Here is a 17,522-nt window from a genome sequence, read left to right as displayed (position 1 = left end):
TGCTCTCCCTCTACGTCGACGATCACGCCGTAGCGTACGCCGCAGGGGAGAGGCGGTCTCGGGGGTGGAGGGGCGAGCTCAGTAGCGCAGCACGCCCGCGATGCCGTCCGCGTCGGTCAGACTGCCATCGGGGACGAAGCGGACCTCGGCACCCGTCTCCAGGCACTGTTCGACGATCTCGTCCACGATGTCCTCGCGGGCGTCGAGGTCGCCGCTGTCGGCCGGTACCAGGTGGTCGCCGTGGTCGTCGCGGACCGTGACGCGGTAGTTCTCCTCGACGGCCAGCAGCCGGACCCTGCCCTCGCGGGCGTTCTGCCAGACCTCGTCGACGCCGGCCGCGAACTCCTTGCGCCCGCGCGCCGATTCGAGCTCCCGGGTCACCGTGACGGCGTTCCTGCGCGCCTCCGCGTCGACCAGTGGCCGTACGGCCTGCCACACCGCGTCGGGCGTGCCGTGTGCGAGGCCGCCGTGCGCGATGTGCGTCGCGCCCTTCGTGGCGCTGCCGACCTCGTCCAGCGCCGACAGGGCCGCCTGCTCCCCGGTGATGTAGAGCGGGCGCCGGTTCGCGCGCAGGATCCGGCCCATCGCGGTGTCGGCCTCGCGCAGGAAGTGCCGGGTGTCCTCGTCGCGGAAGGTGCTCGGGATGTCGCCGATCCGCTCCTGGCGCTCGGCGTCGAAGTTGTCCCGGTGGTCGCGGGTCAGCGGGAAGCCGCCGGTGTGGTCCTCGGCGACCCGGTCGACACCGCCGTTCCACAGCGTGACGCGGTCGGCGGAGACGGAGAGCACCCAGAACGGCCGCTCTGAGGCCTGCGCGGAGACGAGATTGCGGGTGAGGAACGTGTCGGAGAGCACCACACGCTCGGGCACGGACCTGGCGAGGGACCACACCTGGTGCTCGCCCGGCGCGGCGAAGATCACCAGACCGTCTTCGGCGTGCGCGAGATCGATCTCGGCGAGGGCCTGGTCGAGATGCCGGACGACGTCGATGCGCCGGTCCCGGGGGACCGCGGGATCGGCCTCCAGCTGCTTCTTGGCCTCGGCCAGCACATTGCGCAGCCGGACCGGATCCTGTGCGTTGTCGGGCTCGCGACGATGTGTCGGCGTGAGCACGGAGACCGCGGGGTAGGGGCGCGGGCGCCGCAGTTCGGTGAGGGTGGCGGGACTCAGTGCGTGCTCCATAACAGCACGATAGGGCCGAATGACGGATGGGGCATATGGGGGAAGCCTGCCAGGCAATTGGGGCAATTCGTTGCTAACGTCCCTTGGGTGACGCAAGCCGCCACTGTTGACACCCGGACCACGGCCGCCAAGCTGCGCCTGCCGACGCCGACCACCATGGTGGTCGGCTCCATGGTCGGGGCCGGGGTGTTCTCGCTCCTGCGCAGATTCGCGCAGGAGACCGGCGTGGCCGGCGCCCTGATCGCCTGGGCCGTCGCCGGCACCGGGATGCTGATGCTGGCCTTCGTCTTCCAGACCCTCGCCGTCCGCAGACCCGACCTCGACGCCGGTGTCTACGCCTACGCGAAGGCCGGTTCCGGCGAATACCTCGGCTTCTTCGCCGCGTTCGGCTACTGGGCCGGCGCCTGCGTCGGCAATGTGACGTACTGGGTGCTGATCATGTCGACGATCGGCACGATCGCGCCCTCGCTCGGCGAGGGCGACACCGTCCTCGCGGTGGTCCTCTCCTCGGTCGGACTGTGGCTCTTCTTCCTGCTGATCAGCCGCGGGGTGAAGGAGGCGGTGGCCATCAACCGGATCGTCACCGTCGCGAAGGTCGTGCCGATCCTCGTCTTCGTCGTCCTCGCGCTCTTCTACCTCAAACCCCATGTCTTCGCCGAGAACTTCGGCGGCGCCGACTGTGCGGGCTCCCTGTTCCAGCAGGTCAAGGGCACCATGCTGGCCACCGTCCTCGTGGTCCTGGGTGTCGAGGGCGCGAGCGTCTACTCCCGGCACGCCAGACGCCGCGAGGACGTCGGCCGCGCCACCGTCCTGGGCTTCCTCAGCGTCTTCGCCGTCTTCGCGTCGGTCACGGTCGTGTCGTACGGTCTGATGCCGATGGGCGAGATCGCCGAACTGCGGCAGCCCTCCACGGCGGGCGTGCTGGAGCACGCGGTGGGCACCTGGGGAAGGGTCTTCGTCAGTGTCGGACTGATCGTCTCCGTGCTGGGCGCCTATCTCGCCTGGACGTTGATGGCCGCCGAGGTGCTGTTCGTCGCTGCCAAGAACGACGACATGCCGCGCTTCCTGAAGAAGTCCAGGGCGGCCGACGTGCCCGTGCCCGCACTGGTGATGACCACCCTGCTCGGCCAAGTCGTCCTGGTCGTCACCTACTTCTCCGACGACGCCTGCAACTTCGCGCTGGACCTGACCAGTTCGCTGACACTGATCCCGTTCCTGCTGGCGGCGGGTTTCGCCGTACGGATCGCCCTCGCGCGAACTCGCTCAGGGCGACGCGAGTTGACGGTCGCCGGGCTCGGCACCGTCTACACCGCGTTCCTCATCTACGCGGCCGGCTTCAAGTACCTCCTCGTCTCGTTCATCATCTACGCGCCCGCCACCTTCCTGTTCGTCAAGGCCCGCAGGGAACAAGGGCGTTCGCCCTTCTCCGCCCGTGAACCGGTGATCCCCGCCGTCTCGGTCGCGGGTGCCGTCGTCGGCGTTATCGCCCCGGCGGCGGGCTGGATCAGCCTCTGACCCCGTCTGCGACCTCCGGAAAGGTGTGTGCACCGTGACCAGCCCAGACACCGTGGACCGACATGAGTACGGCGTCCACTCCGAGGTCGGCCGACTGCGCAAGGTGCTGGTCTGCGCACCGGGCCTGGCCCATCGCAGGCTCACCCCGACCAACTCCGACGACCTGCTCTTCGACGACGTGATGTGGGTCGAGAACGCCCAGCGCGACCACGCGGACTTCGTGAACAAACTCCGCGAACGCGGCGTCGACGTCGTCGAGTTGCACGAACTGCTCGCCCAGACCATGACGATCCCCGCCGCCAAGGACTGGCTCCTGGACCGGAAGATCGTCGCCAACGAGGTCGGCCTCGGCCTCATCGACGCGACCCGCGCCTACCTGGAGAGCCTCGAACCGGCCGAACTCGCCAAGTACTTGATCGGCGGCCTCGCCACCACCGACCTCCCGGACGACTACCGCTCCGACTACGTCGCCCTCGCCCGTGAGTCCACCGGTGTCCGCGAATACCTGATGCCGCCGCTGCCCAACACCCTCTACACCCGTGACACGACCTGCTGGCTCTACGGCGGCCTCACCCTCAACCCGCTCTACTGGCCCGCCCGGCACGACGAGACCCTCCTGATGAAGGCGATCTACACCTTCCACCCGGACTTCGCGGGCTCCCTCGTCTGGTGGGGCGACCCCGAACTCGACTGGGGGCAGGCCACGTTCGAGGGCGGCGACATCATGCCCGTAGGCAATGGCGTGGTCCTGATGGGCATGAGTGAGCGCACCTCGCGCCAGGCCATCACCCAAGTCGCCAAGGCCCTCTTCGATTTGGGCGCCGCCGAGCACGTCGTCGTCGCCGGTATGCCGAAGCTGCGTTCCGCGATGCATCTCGACACCGTCTTCACCTTCGCCGACCGCGACCTGGTGACCCTGTACCCGGCGATCATGGACGCCGTCCACACCTTCTCCCTGCGCCCCGGCGACAGGGGCCCCGGCATCGACATCGTCGACGAGGGCCGGACCCCCTTCACCGACGTCGTCGCCAAGGCGCTCGGACTGCCCGAGCTGCGGGTTGTCGAGACGGGCGGCGACATCTATGCCTCCGAGCGCCAGCAGTGGGACAGCGGCAACAACGCGGTCGCGCTGGAACCGGGCGTGGTCTTCACCTACGACCGCAACACCCAGACCAACACCCTGCTGCGCAAGGCCGGCGTCGAGGTCATCACCATCGTCGGCGCCGAGTTGGGGCGCGGCCGGGGCGGCGGTCACTGCATGACCTGCCCGATCGTGCGGGACCCGGTGGAGTTCTGAAGTGCCGGGCGAGCCAGGGATGTTGGTGAACTCTTTGCCCGTGGCCGGTTCCTGACGAGCACCGCCCGGTGGGACGCCGACCGGCGGATCTCGGGGACGACACCGACGTGCTGCGCACCGACCTGACCGAGGCACTGGACACGGAGTCGTACATCGCCGACGGCTACCGCGCCGCCATCTCCGGTGTCCAACGCCTCGACGGCGAAAGCGACTTCGAGTACGGCATGCGGCGCATCTGCCACCTCCACCTGACCCGCTTCGTCCGCGTCCTGCTCGACCGCAAGGACCGCGCGAGCATGGCCGTCGGCCTGGAGGTCCGGGTGCCGTTCTGCGACCACAGGCTCGTCGAGTACGTCCACAACACGCCCTGGTCCCTCAAGTCCTACGACGGCCGGGAGAAGACCCTGCTCAGGGAGGCCACCGCGGACGTCCTCCCGAAGTCCGTGTACGACCGGGTCAAGAGCCCGTACCCGTCCACCCAGGACCCCAAGTACGCGGTCGCCCTCCAGGACCACGCCAAGGACCTGCTCGCCCGCCCCTCCCACCCGGTCTTCGACCTCGTGGACCGCGACAGGCTCCGCCAGGTCGCCCACCGCGACGCCCCCATCAGCACCCAGGCGGGCCGGCGCGGTCTGGAACGCGCCCTCGACCTGGCGCTCTGGCTGGACCTCTACACACCCGAGATCTCACTCTCCTGAGGTGGTGTCCGGCGGGCAGGAACTCCCGCTGGGCGGCAGCGAGCCGTACAGCAGGAAGTCGTTGACCTTGGTGTGCACACACTTGGAAGACGCGTAACCGGTGTGGCCCTCACCCTTGTTGTCGAGCACCACGGCCGAGGAGCCGAGCCTGTGCGCGGTCTCCACGGTCCAGCGGTACGGCGTCGCCGGGTCGCCCCGGGTGCCGACGAGCAGCATCTTCGACGTGTCGACGTTCTTGACGTCGTCCCGGATGTAGTCGGTGCCCTTGGGGCGGCCATAGCACATCAGCACCTCGGTGAGCCGGTAGCGGCCGAAGACCGGTGACGCGGCACGGTACTCGGCGCGCAGCCCGGCCAGGTCCTTGGTGATCCGTGCGGCGGTGGGGCGGTCGGGGTCGTCGGCGCAGTTGATGGCCATCAGCGCGGACGGGAGGTTGTCGAGCGGGACGTCCTGCGCGTCGACGAGGCCGCCGCCCGACTCCTCGCCGCCGCTCCGCAGGCCGGGAAGCCCGGACCCGCCGGACGAGAAGGCCATCACGGCGCGCGTGTCGCCGTCCTCCATCAGTGAGGCGATGGCGCGCTCCAGCGTCGGCCACAACTGCTTGCTGTACAGCGCCTGACCGATGGCGCCCACCAGGTCCTGCCCGGAGAAGGTGTCGCCGAAGTCCGTCTGCACCGGATCCCGGTCGAGCGAGTCGACGAGCCCTACGACCCGGTCCGGCGCCGAACGCGCGTCCGTGCCGAACGGACAGGCGATGTCCTGCACACACCAGTTGAGGAAGTCCTCCAGCGCGGTCTGCTGCCCTTCGGCGCCCGCCATGCCCTGCTCGGACAGCGGCTCGGTGAGGGTGTCGACGCCGTCGAGCACCAACCGGCCCACCTTCTTGGGGAATTGGGCCGCGTAGACCGCGCCGAGCCGCGTTCCGTAGGAGAAGCCGAGGTAGTTGAGCTTCTTGTCGCTGAGGGCCTGGCGCATCACGTCCAGGTCCCGGGAGGCGTTGACCGTGCCTATGTGGGGCAGGACCGGGCCGGAGTACCTGGCGCAGACGGCCGCCGCCTTCCGCAACTGCTTGAGGACGACCTTCGGATCGCTGCTGTCGAGGTCCGCCGGATCCTCGTCCGTCGCGGCCGAGCCCTGGTCGGCGCCCGCGCCACAACTCACGGGCGAGGACTGGCCGACACCGCGCGGATCGAAGGTGACGACGTCGTAGCCGTTCGTCAGATCCATGAACTCCTTGCCGTCCGAGGCGAGTTCACTGACGCCGGCACCGCCGGGACCACCGAAGTTCAGCAGTACCGAACCCCTCGACTTCCCGGTCGCCCGGTAGCGGGCCAGCGCGAGATCGAGCGTCGCCGCGCGGGGCTTCGCGTAGTCGAGCGGAACGGTGACCTTGCCGCACTGCAGATCCTTGGGCGCGTCCAGGTCCTTGCACGCGGTCCACTTCACCTTCTGCCGGTAGAACCGGGACAGGTCGGGCCGCGGCCCGTGGTCGGCGGTGGCGAGCGTGGGCAGCCCCGCACCGAGCAGTGCCAGCGTGAGGACCCCGGTGAACGCGCAGCGCCGGAACGCGGGCCGCGATGACAGCCTGGCCAGCATCAATGCCTCCAAGGACGCGCTGTGACCAGCGCCCTCGATCACGATAAGCGGGCCTCACGGAGCCCGCCTCCCGGCGGGCGGAACGGTGACCGGTGCCGTATTCTGCACCCCTTCAATAGGCATAAGGGGTTTTCCGACTAATGGTTTTCCGATTGGCCCGGGGTATTGGCAGGGCTTTGTTACGAGTAGTTCGATAACCGTGACGCTCGATGGAGTGAAAGGCCGATAAGCCATAACTCGGATGGTGCGCCCACGTTTTATTCGGTGCGGGTGACCGCCCGCGACCAAGTCTGGAAGGCAGGGAGCCTATGAAACGGGTTACCCGAAACGGGATGATCGCCGTAGCCGCCGCGTCCGGTGCGATGGCCGCCGCGCTGCCGGCGTTCGCCGACTCCGCCGCCGACGGCTCGGCAGCCGGTTCGGCGGGGGTGGTCTCCGGCAACACGATCCAGCTCCCGGTGCATGTACCGGTGAACGTGTGCGGGAACACCGTGAACGTGGTGGGGCTGCTCAATCCGGCCGCGGGCAACAGCTGCGCCAATGAAGGCGGCGGCGCGAAGAGTCCCGCCGGACCGCGCGGAGGAGCCTCGGCGCACGGCGACGGAAAGGATGCGCCCGGTGTGGTGACCGGAAACGGAGTACAGCTCCCGATCCGTCTCCCGGTGAATGTCACCGGCAATTCCGTGAATGTCGTGGGCGTCGCCAATCCCGTCGGGGGCAACCGGTCCGTGAACACCTCCGGTGACCATCCCCAGCACCCGGCGCGGCCGACACCCGAGCCACCGGCACCGACCCCGGTGCCTCCGAAGCCGCACCCGGCACCGGCTTCGGAGGCACGGAGACACCCCGTCCCGCCAGCCGCCGCGGCCTCGCTGGCCCACACGGGCACCGACGGCACGATCCCGGCCGCCGCCGCGAGCGCGGCCCTCGTCCTGGGCGGCGCCGCCCTGTACCGGCGCTTCCGCCCCAGGGCGGGCCGCTGACCCGAGCACTCGCGCCAGAACGGAAGACCCCACCGGGCAGGCGGCCGGTGGGGCCTCCGCCGTTCGAACCGCCTTGCTGGATCAGGGGAGTTCGCCGCGCAGGATGCTGTACCGCACCCCGTCCCGCCACTGCCCGTCCCGGTACGCGACGCTGCGCAGAACGCCCTCCCGGGTGAACCCGGCCTTCTCCAGGGCGCGTTGCTCGGCGATGTTCTCCGCCTCCGTGTCCGCCTCGACGCGCATCACCAGAGTGTGCGCGAACAGATAGCGCACCAACTGCCGTTGCGCCTCGGTCCCGACGCCCTGTCCGCGCGCCTCGGGCAGCAGGGTGATACCCATGTTCCAGTAGTGGCAGGTCGGCGTCGAGGTGACCTTCCGCCAGGCGACGAACCCCACCCGCTCGCCACCCCGGACCACCATCAGACAGGAACGGTCGGCGCCGAGCAGGCGGTCCTCCGACCACTGCCGACGCCAGCGCCGGACATCGCTCCAGCCGTACCACTGGAACTCCGACGCGGCCCCCGGGTCGCTGAGGAAGCGCTCCATGACGGCCAGGCCGACTTCGTCCACCGGTCGCAGTGCGATGTTGTCCGCGGTCATGCCGGACAAGCGTAGGGGACCCCGACTAGTGGGCCGTGTCAGGGTGTTCCCCGGAATCGGCCGGAGCCCTGAGGAGTGCGTGGGCCGCCTTCCGGAAGGCGGACAGCAGCCGGTTGTGCTCGCCGGACCGGGTCGCGAGGGCGACATGACTCGGCTCGACGCCGTGCAGGGGGATCGCGACGATGTCGGGGCGGATCGTCTGCCCGGGGCGGACACCGGCCACGATGGCCACGGCCCGTCCGTCGGCGACGAACTCGAACTTGTCCTCCAGGGCCCGGATCACCGGACCCCCGGGCGCAGGCCGGCCGTCGGGCCGGGGATCGATACGCCAGAAGGCGGCCCACGCCGGGTCCGCGCCGGGGACCTGCGGCACGGGCTCGTCGGCGATGTCGTCCACCGTCACGTACTCCTTGCCGGCCAGCCGGTGATCGAGCGGCACGAGCAGGACGCGTGGCTCGTCGTAGAGGATCGTGACCTCCAACTCGTCGGTGGAGAAAGGCAGTCGGGCCACCACCGCGTCCACCCGCCGCTCGAACAGCGCGGCGCGTACGTCGTCGTAGGCCAGATGCACGACGTGCACATCGGCGTCCGGATGCCGGCGCCGCACCTCGCGCACCGCCGGGGTCACGAACAGATTCGCCATGTATCCGACGGTGAGACGGCTGGGCTCCGCGGCGGCGCGGGTCTCGGCGGCGGCCTGGGCGGTGGCACGCAACAGCCCCTTGGCGCGCGGCAGAAAGACCTCCCCGGCCTCCGTGAGCCGAGTGCCCTGCGGGGTGCGGTCCAGCAGCCTGGCGCCCAACTGCTCCTCCAGGCGCCGGACTTGACGGCTCAGGGAGGGCTGGGTGATGTGCAGGGCCTCGGCGGCGCGCCCGAAGTGGCGTTGCTCGGCGACGGCGATGAAGTACCGCACGAGACGCAGTTCGAGGTCGGGCGCGGAAGGCAGGTCCGTCATGCTCCAAGCGTACTGCGTGACGCACCGGACATCGCGCCGAAAGGGCTTCTCATCTGCTGTGATGCCTTATCCGCATTGCCTCATGCGAAACAGGCTTTGGACCCGGAACCAGTGTCCCGACCACGATGGAAGCACAGCACGACCCAGTTCGACACCCACCCACCGAAGGAACGCAGCATGCGTGTATTCGTCACCGGCGCGACCGGATTCATCGGCTCCGCCGTGGTCCGTGAACTGCTCGACGCAGGACACACGGTCACCGGTCTGGCCCGCTCCGACGCGTCCGCCGAGGCGCTGACGGCCGCGGGCGCCGCCGCGCACCGGGGTTCGCTCGACGACCTCGACAGCCTGCGCCGCGGCGCCGGGGCGGCGGACGGGGTCTGCCATCTGGCGTTCATCCACGACTTCACCGACTTCGCCGCCAACTGCGCAACCGACCTGCGCGCGATCGAGGCGATCGGCGAGGCGCTCGCCGGCACCGACAAGCCCTTCGTGGTGACCTCGGGCACCCCCGGGCTCGACCAGGGGCGAGTGGCCACGGAGGAGGACCGGGTCGACCCGGAGTCCTTCTCGGCGATACGGCAGCCGTCCGAGATCGCGGCGGTGGCGCTCGCGGAGCGCGGGATACGGTCCTCGGTCGTACGGCTGCCCCGGTCAGTGCACGGTACGGGCGACAAGGGATTCGTCGCCGGGCTGATCGCCGTCGCCCGCCAGAAGGGCCTGTCGGCGTACGTCGGCGACGGCACCAACCGGTGGCCTGCCGTGCATCGCCTCGACGCCGCCCGGCTGTACCGCTGGGCCCTGGAGTCGGCCCCGGCGGGCGCGCAGTACCACGCGGTCGGCGACGAGGGGCTGCCGCTCCGGGAGATCGCGGAGATCATCGCCGCCCGTCTCGACGTCCCGACGGGAAGCGTGACGCCGGAGGACGCGGTCGGACACTTCGGTTTCCTGGGCCTGGTGGCCTCGCTGGACTGCCCTGCGTCGAGCACGCTGACACAGAAGCAGACGGGGTGGCAGCCGGTGGAGGCCGGGTTGCTCGCCGACCTCGAAGCGGGCCACTACTTCGATATGGAGTAGGGAAGAAGGATCGCCGGCAGCGGCGTCACGCCCCGGGTGCGTAATCCCGTTGCCGGTTCCGCCCCCGGATGTTGAAGTGGACGCATGGATCACGCCGAGGTGCTCGCCCTCCACGACCGCGACCTGCGCGAACGCGCCCGACCCGACGGGACCGGTGCCCGGGTGGAGCGGACCGGGGGAGTGGTGCGCCAGGTCGCCGACGCGGACGGCTGGAACGGCGTCCTGTGGACGGACCTGGACGAGACCGACGCCGACGCGGCGATCGCCGAACAGGTCGCGTACTTCACCGCACTCGGCCGCGACTTCGAGTGGAAGCTCTACGGCCACGATCTGCCGACGGATCTCGGACAGCGGCTGACGGCGGCCGGATTCACCCCCGAACCGCAGGAGACCCTGATGATCGGCGAGATCGCGGCACTCGCCCTCGACCCCGAACTGCCGGACGGCATCCGCCTGTTGCCCGCGACCGACCGTGCGGGCGTCGACCTCGTGGCGGACGTCCACGAGAAGGCCTTCGGCACGGACAGCTCCCGGCTGCGCTCCAGCCTGCTCGCCCGGCTCGCCGCAGACCCGGACACGGTCGTCGCCGTCGTCGCCCTCGCCGGAGACGAACCGGTGAGCGCGGCGCGGATGGAGCTCGTCCCCGGCACCCGGTTCGCCGGCCTGTGGGGCGGCGGCACGGTGGAGAGCTGGCGGGGTCGCGGCATCTACCGCGCCCTGGTCGCCCACCGCGCCGGCATCGCGGCCGACCGCGGCTACCGCTACATCCAGGTCGACGCCTCCGACCAGAGCCGCCCCATCCTCGAACGCCTCGGTCTCGCCCCGCTCACGACCACCACGCCGTACCTGTACGAGCCGTAGAACCACAGCTCGGTGGCGCGATGTCACATCCGCGCCGACCCGATCCGTCGCACCGGCATGACGACGGATCCGAGCAGTCAGAACGGGCGGAGCATCCTCCTCGCCGGTGCGAGCGGCGTGCTCGGCGGCCACATCACCAAGGCCCTCACCGACGCCGGCCACAAGGTCACCGGCCTCGGCCGGGGACCCGGCAACGGCATCCGCGCCGACCTCATGGACCGCGACGGACTGCTCCGCGCGGTCGACGGACACCACTTCGACACGGTCGTCCACGCCGCGACCGCCCTGCGCAAGGCACCCCTGCGCCACCGCGACCTGCACGCCACGAACGCCCTGCGCACCGAAGGCACCGCCTACCTCATCGAGGCCGCCCGGGCCACCGGCGCCCGCCGGTTCATCGCCGAATCCATGGTCTTCGGCTACGGCTACGGGGACTTCGGCCCCCGCCCGCTCACCGAGGACGACCCCTTCGGCCCGCGCGGCACCACGCCGGAACTGGAGAAGCACATCGAGGGCATGCGCACCAAGGAGCAACTCACCTTCACGGCAAAGGGGTTGGAGGGCATTGCCCTGCGCTTCGGCCTCTTCTACGGCCCCGGCGGCACCGACGCCGTCCTCCCCATGCTGCGCAGGCGTCGACTGCCCGCCCCCGACGACCACGGCCGGGTCCTGCCCTGGGTCGAACTCACCGACGCGGCCCGCGCGGTGGCCGCCGCCGTCGAACACGGGCGGCCCGGGCAGGCGTACAACGTCACCGACCGCACCCCGCTCGGATTCCGCGCCCATGTCCTGTGCGTGGCCCGGGAGTTCGGGCTGCCGAAGCCGATCGCACTGCCGCTGTGGACGGTCCGTCCGATGGGCTACGCCCACACGATGATGACGAGCAGCCGGCGCGTGTCCAGCGCGAAGGCCGAACGCGAACTCGGCTGGACGCCCGCGTACGCGTCCAGTCAGGACGGTCTCGCCGCGCTGCGCGCGGCGCGCTGATCGGTACGGGCCATGGCGATGCCTACAGGTCGAGCTGGTACTCCACCGCCCGATGCGTCGGCACATAGCCGAGCGCGTCGTTCACCGCCCGCATCGGCGCGTTGTCGTCCGCCGTGTCCGTGAGCAACCCGGCCAGCAGCGGGTGGAGTCGGCGCGCCCGTTGGATCGAGGCGGCCTTCATCCAGTGGGCGAGACCGCGGCCACGATGGGCCGGCAGTACGGCCGTACCGTAGTGCTGCGCGTCGCCGCGCCCGTCGCCCGGCACGACCAGTTCGGAGAAACCGACGACGCGCCTGTCGGTGGTGTCCACGGCAGCGACGGTGTGCAGTAGTTCTCCTCGTCGTGCGACCGCCTCGGCCGCCGCGACCAGTCGCTCGACATCCCATGCGACGGTGCCGTAGTCGGTGTCCTGCATCGGCATGTCGTCCATCGCGCTGCGGGACTCGGCGTAGGAGTGGGCGAGTCCGGCCGGAACCGTGCCGTTCCATTCCGTCAACTCATAACCGGGGTGCGGGCGTTGGGCATGTGCGCCGATCGCCGTGAGATCCGCGTCGGCCAGCGACAGCCGGGCGTACGTCAGGGTCAGTACCGGACGGAAGCCGCGGGCGGGCAGGAACTCGTCGGCGGGCGAGCCCTGTTGGGCCTGGGTGACGATCGAGCGTCGGCCCTCCGCGCGGGCGGCGGCTGTCGCCGCCTCCAACAGCCGGGTGCCGATGCCCTGCCGGCGCTCGGCGGCGTGCACCGAGAGCTCCAGTTCAGCGAGATGCGCCTGCCCCTCCTTGAGGAACAGGCGCAGCGAAGCCGACCCGACGGGCACACCGTCGCCGTCCTGGGCGAGCCAGACGAGACGACGGCTCGACGGACCGGACTCCGGATCGACGAGCGGGATGACGCGTGGTGACAAGGGTTCTCCGGGAAGGATACGCGAAGCACGGGACCTGGCGGCGGGCTCGCAGTAGCTTGCCGCCGCCCGGTCTCACCCGCAACGCAATTCCCGTCCCCCGCTCAGCGGCGCACCCTTGTCCGGTCCAGTGCGGCGATGCCGACGGCCGCCAGGCCGATCTGGATGAGCCACTCGATCCAGTCGATGCCCTTGGTGTCGGCGACCCCCAGGCCCGAAGCGATCGCCGCGCCGAGGAGCGCCGCCACGATGCCGACCACGATCGTCAACAGAACGCCGACGTGCTGGCGCCCGGGGACGACGAGCCGTCCCAGCACGCCAATGATGATGCCGATGATGATGGCACTGATGATGCCCGAGATCTCCATCTCCGCCCCTCTTTGTCGTTGTCCTCGCTCTCACCTTCTGCCCGCTGCGGGCTGAGCCACTCCGCCGAGTTCTGCCGACTGTTATTGCCGCGACTTTCTGTTCACCACCCCTTCATGCCATGTACCTTTCAATCGTTCAACGCGTGTAGAACTCCCCAACTACCGTTCTACGCGCGCAGATCAGGCGCCCGCACCGCACCTTTCCCATCCCCTCACGGAGGTTCGCCGGATGCTTGGATCCAGAAGATCCCGCCGCAGACTCACCACCGCCCTCGCCGGCCTGGGACTTTTCGTCACGGGGGCGGCCCTCCAGGTCACCACCACGGCCACGCCCGCGCACGCGGCCACCACGCACCGCGTCCTGTTCGACGACGGCCACGCCGAAGAGGCGGGCAACGCGGACTGGATCATCTCCACCAGCAAGCCCGACCCGCTGGCCCAGGACTCCTCCCCGTCCGCCGAGACGGACTGGACCGGAGCGCTCTCCTCGTGGGGCGTCGCCCTGCAGAAGACCGGCAGCTACAGCCTGAAGACCGCCACCAGCGCGCTCACGTACGGCGGTTCCTCGGCGACCGACCTGTCGAACTTCGACACACTGGTCCTGCCCGAGCCGAACACGCTGTTCACGACGGCCGAGAAGACCGCCATCATGACGTTCGTCAAGAACGGCGGCGGCCTGTTCATGATCTCCGACCACACCGGAGCCGACCGCAACAGCGACGGCTACGACGCGGTCGAGATCCTCAACGACCTGATGACGAACAACAGCGTCGACTCGACCGACCCGTTCGGCTTCTCCATCGACACCCTCGACATCAGCTCCGGCTATCCCGCGGCGATCAGCGACAGCAGCAACGCGGTCCTGAACGGCGCCTTCGGCACGGTCACCAAGAGCCTGATCGCCGACGGCACCACGGCCACTCTCAAGCCCGCCGACAACGCGAACGTCAAGGGCCTTGTGTACCGCAGCGGTTACTCCGGCAACACCGGCGCGTTCTTCGCGACCAGTACCTTCGGCAGCGGTCGCGTGGCCTTCTGGGGCGACAGCTCGCCGATCGACGACGGCACCGGCCAGTCGGGCAACACGCTCTACGACGGCTGGAACGACACCGGCGCCACCAACGCCGCCCTCGCCCTCAACGCCACCGCGTGGCTGGCCGGCGACGGCAGCACCGGCGGCGGAGGGGGTGGCGGCACCTGCACCGCCGCCCAGCTGCTCGGCAACCCGGGCTTCGAGTCCGGGAACACCACCTGGACCGCCAGCAGCGGCGTCATCACCAACTCCAGCAGCGAGGCCGCCCGCACCGGTTCCTACAAGGCCTGGCTCGACGGCTACGGAACGGCCCACACCGACACGCTGTCCCAGTCGGTGACCATCCCGTCGGGCTGCTCCGCCACCCTCAGTTTCTATCTGCACGTGGACACCGCGGAGACCACCACCAGCACCGCCTACGACAAGCTGACGGTCACCGCCGGATCCACCACCCTGGCCACCTACTCGAACCTGAACGCGGCCTCCGGATACGTCCTGAAGTCCTTCGACGTCTCCTCGCTGGCCGGCACCACCGCCACCATCGGTTTCAGCGGCGTCGAAGGATCCACCCTCCAGACGTCCTTCGTCATCGACGACACCGCGCTCAACGTGAGCTGACGACGACCGGTGGGGCCCGGCGGCGGCCGGGCCCCACGGGTTCTCAGGTGTTCACGCCGCCGGGACCGTCCGCTCCGGTGTGTTCCAGCCGGAGACCCGCACACGCGGCGCCGACCCGTGCAGTTCGGACGTCCGGTAGGTCACCGTCAGAGTCTTCGACTCCCCGGGCCACAGGCTCATTTCGTTGTCGGACCACGTGACCGGCAGCACCGGCCTGCCCGCCGAGTCCACGAGGTGCACGTCGGTGAGGAGTGAAGGTGTCTTCCCCTTCCCGGAGCTGCGCACCGTGACCGTCGTGGTCGAGGTGCCGCCCGTGCCCGCCGAGGTCGACGCGGTCGCCGAAACCGGCACCTGCGCCATCGAGTTGAGCCCCTTCAGGTCGGCGTAGCTCGTCGTCGGCGTGTAGTACCAGTCGGTGTGCGCCCAGTCGAGCGTGTCGGGCTTCGCGGAGAGCCAGTACACGTTCCGGCTCACCTCCTTGCCGGACGCGTCCGTGAGCGTCAGCCGCACCAGGTACGTCGTCGACAGCCCGGCCACCGACGAGGGCAGGGTGAGCGCGGTGCTGTGGGCGCCACCGCCGGAGACCGTCACTCCGGCCACCTGCCTGTCGTACTGCTGCGTGCCGTCGGTGTTGAACAGTGTTGCCCGCGCGGTGAGTTGGCGTGCGGACGCATTGCGGTTGTTCACCACGACGACCGAGCGGTTGTCGTAGGAGTACTGGATGTGCAGCGGTTCGTTCGCCTTCTTCGCGCCGAAGTAGGCGCCGCCCTGGTCGAGGTAACGGTCCATCAACTGCCAGTGCAGGGAGGTCCATCCGCTGTTGAACATCCAGTAGACGACTCCGGTCGCCGGTTTCGAGGCCTCGGTGGCGTTGCGCTCGTACGCCTCGAACTGGGCGCGCACGTTCTCGTACTGGGCGAGCTGGGCCTTGCGCACGTAGTCGGTGAGGCCCGTCGGCGGTCCGTAGCGGCCGCTGAGGGCGTTGTCGTAGAGCTTGAGGGTGTTGAAGACCGGTGACGGGGAGCGGTGGTACTGCTTGGCGCCCGCGTCCTTCCAGAGGGTGGCCAGTTCGGCCGGGGTCATCATGCGGCGCAGGGTGTCGAGGGTGGGGATGTCGGGGCCCGCGCTGGTCTCGGAGTTGAAGCCGGTGGCGCCGCCCTCGCGCTTTGCGTACCAGTAGTTCGGCGGGATCCAGTCGTACGGGCCGGTCATCTTCATGCCCGAACTGCCGCTGACCGGCGAGGAGTTGTCGGATGCTGCGGCGACCACCGGGGTGTTCCATCCGGCGGCCTTCAGCGCGTCGAGGTAGGTCTTCTCGATCCTCGCGTCGGGGGCGAAGTCGCTGCCAATGAGGAAGGAGATCACGCTGGGGTGGTCGCGCAGCCGGGCGGCCTCGGCGGCCATCGACGCCCTGGCGACCGGATAGTCGGCTGCGGTCCACTTGTCGCCGGTCTCGTCCCCGTTGACCTGGCCCTCCCACTTGTCGCAGCACTCCCAGCCGGGGAGGGTCAGGATGCCGTAACGGTCGGCCAGGTCGAAGAACTCGTCCGGCTCGATGTGCCCTTCCAGGCGGACGGTGTTCAGGCCCAGGTCGAGGGCATACTTCAGGCGGTCCTCGACATAGGTCCGGTCCCAGCGCAGGAACTCGTCCGGCGACCAACCGCCGCCCTTGATCAGCAACTTGCGGCCGTTGATCCGGTACTGGCGGGCGCCGTCCGAGTTCAGCGGGGCCCGGACGTCGCGGATGCCGAAGGTCTGGTGCGCGGTGTCGGAGGGGGCGCCGTCGACGGAGGCGATGAGGTCGAGGCCGTAGAGCGGCTGGCCGCCCATGCCCGCGGGCCACCACACCTTCGGGGAGTTCAGGTGGACGGCGAAGGTGACGGTCTTCGTCTCGTGCGCGGTGAGGGAGACGGGCGTGCCGAAGGTCCGACTGCCGATGCTGCCGCTGACCTGCGCCGTGACGGGAGCGTTCGTTTCGTTGCGCGCCTGCGCCTTGACCGTCAGGTCGGCGGTGGCGAGCGACGGGACGGCCAGCTTGGTCACCACATGTGCGTCGCGCAGGGCGACCGGGCCGCCGCGGCGGACGAGGACGTCACGGACGATGCCCATGTTCTGGTCGGGCGGTGGCTGGAGCCAGTCGATCCAGCCCATGGTGAGGTTCTTGTTCGGATTGTTCGGCCGGATGCGGAAGGCGACCGTGTTCGTGCCGGAGCGCACGAGCGAGGTGACGTCCAACTCGTGTCGTGTGTAGGCGCCGTTGACGTCGGCGGCCTTGGCGATCTGCTTGCCGTCGACGTAGACGTCGGCCGCCGAGATCACCCCGCTGAAGTCGAGATAGGTGCGCTTCGAGACGTCCGGGACCGTGAAGTCGCTGCGGTACCACCACGGCACCTGGAAGTCGGCCTTCGGGATCTTCTGCTGGTTGGTCGAGTAGAAGGGGTCGGCGTACACGCCGTCGGCGACCAGTGCCGCGAGGACCGTCGAGCGCGCGCCCGCCGGGTACCAGCCCCTCGCCCGATAGCCGGGGGAGGAGACGGCCGCGGGGGAGTCGGTGACCTTGGCGGACGACTGGATCGCGTAGCCGGACAGCGGGGTGGCGGCCCCGGCCGTCGGGCGTACGGCGGTCACCCGGGCCTGTGCGCGCTGCTGCGGGGACGGCTCCCGGGCTCCCGCCCAGGCGCTGGTGGTGAGGGTGCCCAGCAGGCCGAGGGCGATCGCGGCCGTGATGAGACGGCCCCTGAGGAGGGGGTGGACGGCGGGGCGGTGGAACACGGGGGACTCCAGCCTCGTCAAGTTAGGAAACTTTACTAACTGCGACAGAAGGTAGGCCGGACGATGGGGTGTGTCAATCACC

General features: G+C 69.8%; 14 protein-coding genes and 1 pseudogene. 8 read left to right on the top strand and 7 right to left on the bottom strand.

All coding sequences use genetic code 11. From position 1 onward, the window contains the following. Window positions 1-78 precede the first annotated feature (78 nt). Window positions 79-1,179 carry a chemotaxis protein gene (locus AB0I51_RS24095; RefSeq protein WP_362978276.1) on the bottom strand — a complete coding sequence of 367 codons (1,101 nt, stop codon included), beginning with the start codon at window positions 1,177-1,179 and terminating at the stop codon, window positions 79-81. 87 nt (window positions 1,180-1,266) lie between these two features. Between AB0I51_RS24095 and AB0I51_RS24090 the strand changes: the two genes are divergently transcribed. The 3 genes and pseudogenes from AB0I51_RS24090 to AB0I51_RS24080 all read left to right on the top strand — a co-directional run. Continuing rightward, the gene (locus AB0I51_RS24090; RefSeq protein WP_362978274.1) at window positions 1,267-2,694 is read left to right on the top strand and encodes a basic amino acid/polyamine antiporter; all 1,428 of its coding nucleotides are present in this window, start codon (window positions 1,267-1,269) and stop codon (window positions 2,692-2,694) included. Between the two features lie 34 nt (window positions 2,695-2,728). Beyond that, window positions 2,729-3,991, top strand: coding sequence for an arginine deiminase (locus tag AB0I51_RS24085; RefSeq protein ID WP_362978272.1), 1,263 nt, complete (start codon window positions 2,729-2,731; stop codon window positions 3,989-3,991). A 92-nt stretch (window positions 3,992-4,083) separates the two neighbouring features. After that, window positions 4,084-4,689: pseudogene (locus AB0I51_RS24080) on the top strand (asparagine synthase C-terminal domain-containing protein); the annotation flags it as partial. Here AB0I51_RS24080 and AB0I51_RS24075 read toward each other — a convergent pair. Further along, on the bottom strand, window positions 4,678-6,285 hold the full coding sequence (locus tag AB0I51_RS24075) for an alpha/beta hydrolase (RefSeq protein ID WP_362978270.1): 1,608 nt from the start codon (window positions 6,283-6,285) through the stop codon (window positions 4,678-4,680). The pseudogene AB0I51_RS24080 and the gene AB0I51_RS24075 sit on opposite strands and share 12 nt — an antisense overlap. Before the next feature lie 332 nt (window positions 6,286-6,617). Here AB0I51_RS24075 and AB0I51_RS24070 point away from each other — a divergent pair, with 332 nt between their 5' ends. Next, window positions 6,618-7,268, top strand: a complete 651-nt coding sequence (locus tag AB0I51_RS24070; RefSeq protein ID WP_362978268.1) for a chaplin — start codon at window positions 6,618-6,620, stop codon at window positions 7,266-7,268. A gap of 81 nt (window positions 7,269-7,349) precedes the next feature. Here AB0I51_RS24070 and AB0I51_RS24065 read toward each other — a convergent pair whose 3' ends face one another. Together AB0I51_RS24065 and AB0I51_RS24060 are read right to left on the bottom strand one after the other, a co-directional pair. Next, a complete protein-coding gene (locus tag AB0I51_RS24065; protein ID WP_362978266.1) occupies window positions 7,350-7,868 on the bottom strand; it encodes a GNAT family protein in 519 nt (172 codons plus the stop codon). 25 nt (window positions 7,869-7,893) lie between these two features. Continuing rightward, entirely contained in the window at window positions 7,894-8,823 is a 930-nt protein-coding gene (locus AB0I51_RS24060; RefSeq protein WP_362978264.1) for a LysR family transcriptional regulator, read from the bottom strand. A gap of 177 nt (window positions 8,824-9,000) precedes the next feature. Between AB0I51_RS24060 and AB0I51_RS24055 the strand changes: the two genes are divergently transcribed. The 3 genes from AB0I51_RS24055 to AB0I51_RS24045 all read left to right on the top strand — a co-directional run bounded on the left by AB0I51_RS24055 (window position 9,001) and on the right by AB0I51_RS24045 (window position 11,748). After that, window positions 9,001-9,900: an SDR family oxidoreductase gene (locus AB0I51_RS24055; protein ID WP_362978262.1), complete on the top strand. Its 900-nt coding sequence runs from the start codon at window positions 9,001-9,003 to the stop codon at window positions 9,898-9,900. A gap of 84 nt (window positions 9,901-9,984) precedes the next feature. After that, window positions 9,985-10,761: a GNAT family N-acetyltransferase gene (locus AB0I51_RS24050; protein WP_362978260.1), complete on the top strand. Its 777-nt coding sequence runs from the start codon at window positions 9,985-9,987 to the stop codon at window positions 10,759-10,761. 57 nt (window positions 10,762-10,818) lie between these two features. After that, window positions 10,819-11,748, top strand: a complete 930-nt coding sequence (locus AB0I51_RS24045) for an NAD(P)-dependent oxidoreductase (protein ID WP_362978258.1) — start codon at window positions 10,819-10,821, stop codon at window positions 11,746-11,748. A 22-nt stretch (window positions 11,749-11,770) separates the two neighbouring features. Here the strand turns inward: AB0I51_RS24045 and AB0I51_RS24040 are convergent, their stop codons facing one another. Together AB0I51_RS24040 and AB0I51_RS24035 are read right to left on the bottom strand one after the other, a co-directional pair. Further along, on the bottom strand, window positions 11,771-12,652 hold the full coding sequence (locus AB0I51_RS24040; protein ID WP_362978256.1) for a GNAT family N-acetyltransferase: 882 nt from the start codon (window positions 12,650-12,652) through the stop codon (window positions 11,771-11,773). Window positions 12,653-12,753: 101 nt separating this feature from the next. Continuing rightward, window positions 12,754-13,017, bottom strand: a complete 264-nt coding sequence (locus AB0I51_RS24035; protein WP_262060379.1) for a GlsB/YeaQ/YmgE family stress response membrane protein — start codon at window positions 13,015-13,017, stop codon at window positions 12,754-12,756. Window positions 13,018-13,246: 229 nt separating this feature from the next. On the opposite strand from AB0I51_RS24035, the gene AB0I51_RS24030 reads away from it, so the two are divergent. Then, window positions 13,247-14,668 (top strand): hydrolase, encoded by a 1,422-nt coding sequence (locus tag AB0I51_RS24030; RefSeq protein ID WP_362978254.1) that lies wholly within the window; start codon window positions 13,247-13,249, stop codon window positions 14,666-14,668. 51 nt (window positions 14,669-14,719) lie between these two features. Here the strand turns inward: AB0I51_RS24030 and AB0I51_RS24025 are convergent, their stop codons facing one another. Continuing rightward, on the bottom strand, window positions 14,720-17,440 hold the full coding sequence (locus tag AB0I51_RS24025; RefSeq protein WP_362978354.1) for a sugar-binding domain-containing protein: 2,721 nt from the start codon (window positions 17,438-17,440) through the stop codon (window positions 14,720-14,722). Between the last annotated feature and the right edge of the window lie 82 nt (window positions 17,441-17,522).

Origin of the sequence: Streptomyces sp. NPDC050549 (assembly GCF_040655035.1) — a bacterium.
GTDB lineage: Bacteria > Actinomycetota > Actinomycetes > Streptomycetales > Streptomycetaceae > Streptomyces.
The sequence above is the reverse complement of the archived record's forward strand: the minus strand, read 5'-3'. Positions and strand labels throughout refer to the sequence as shown.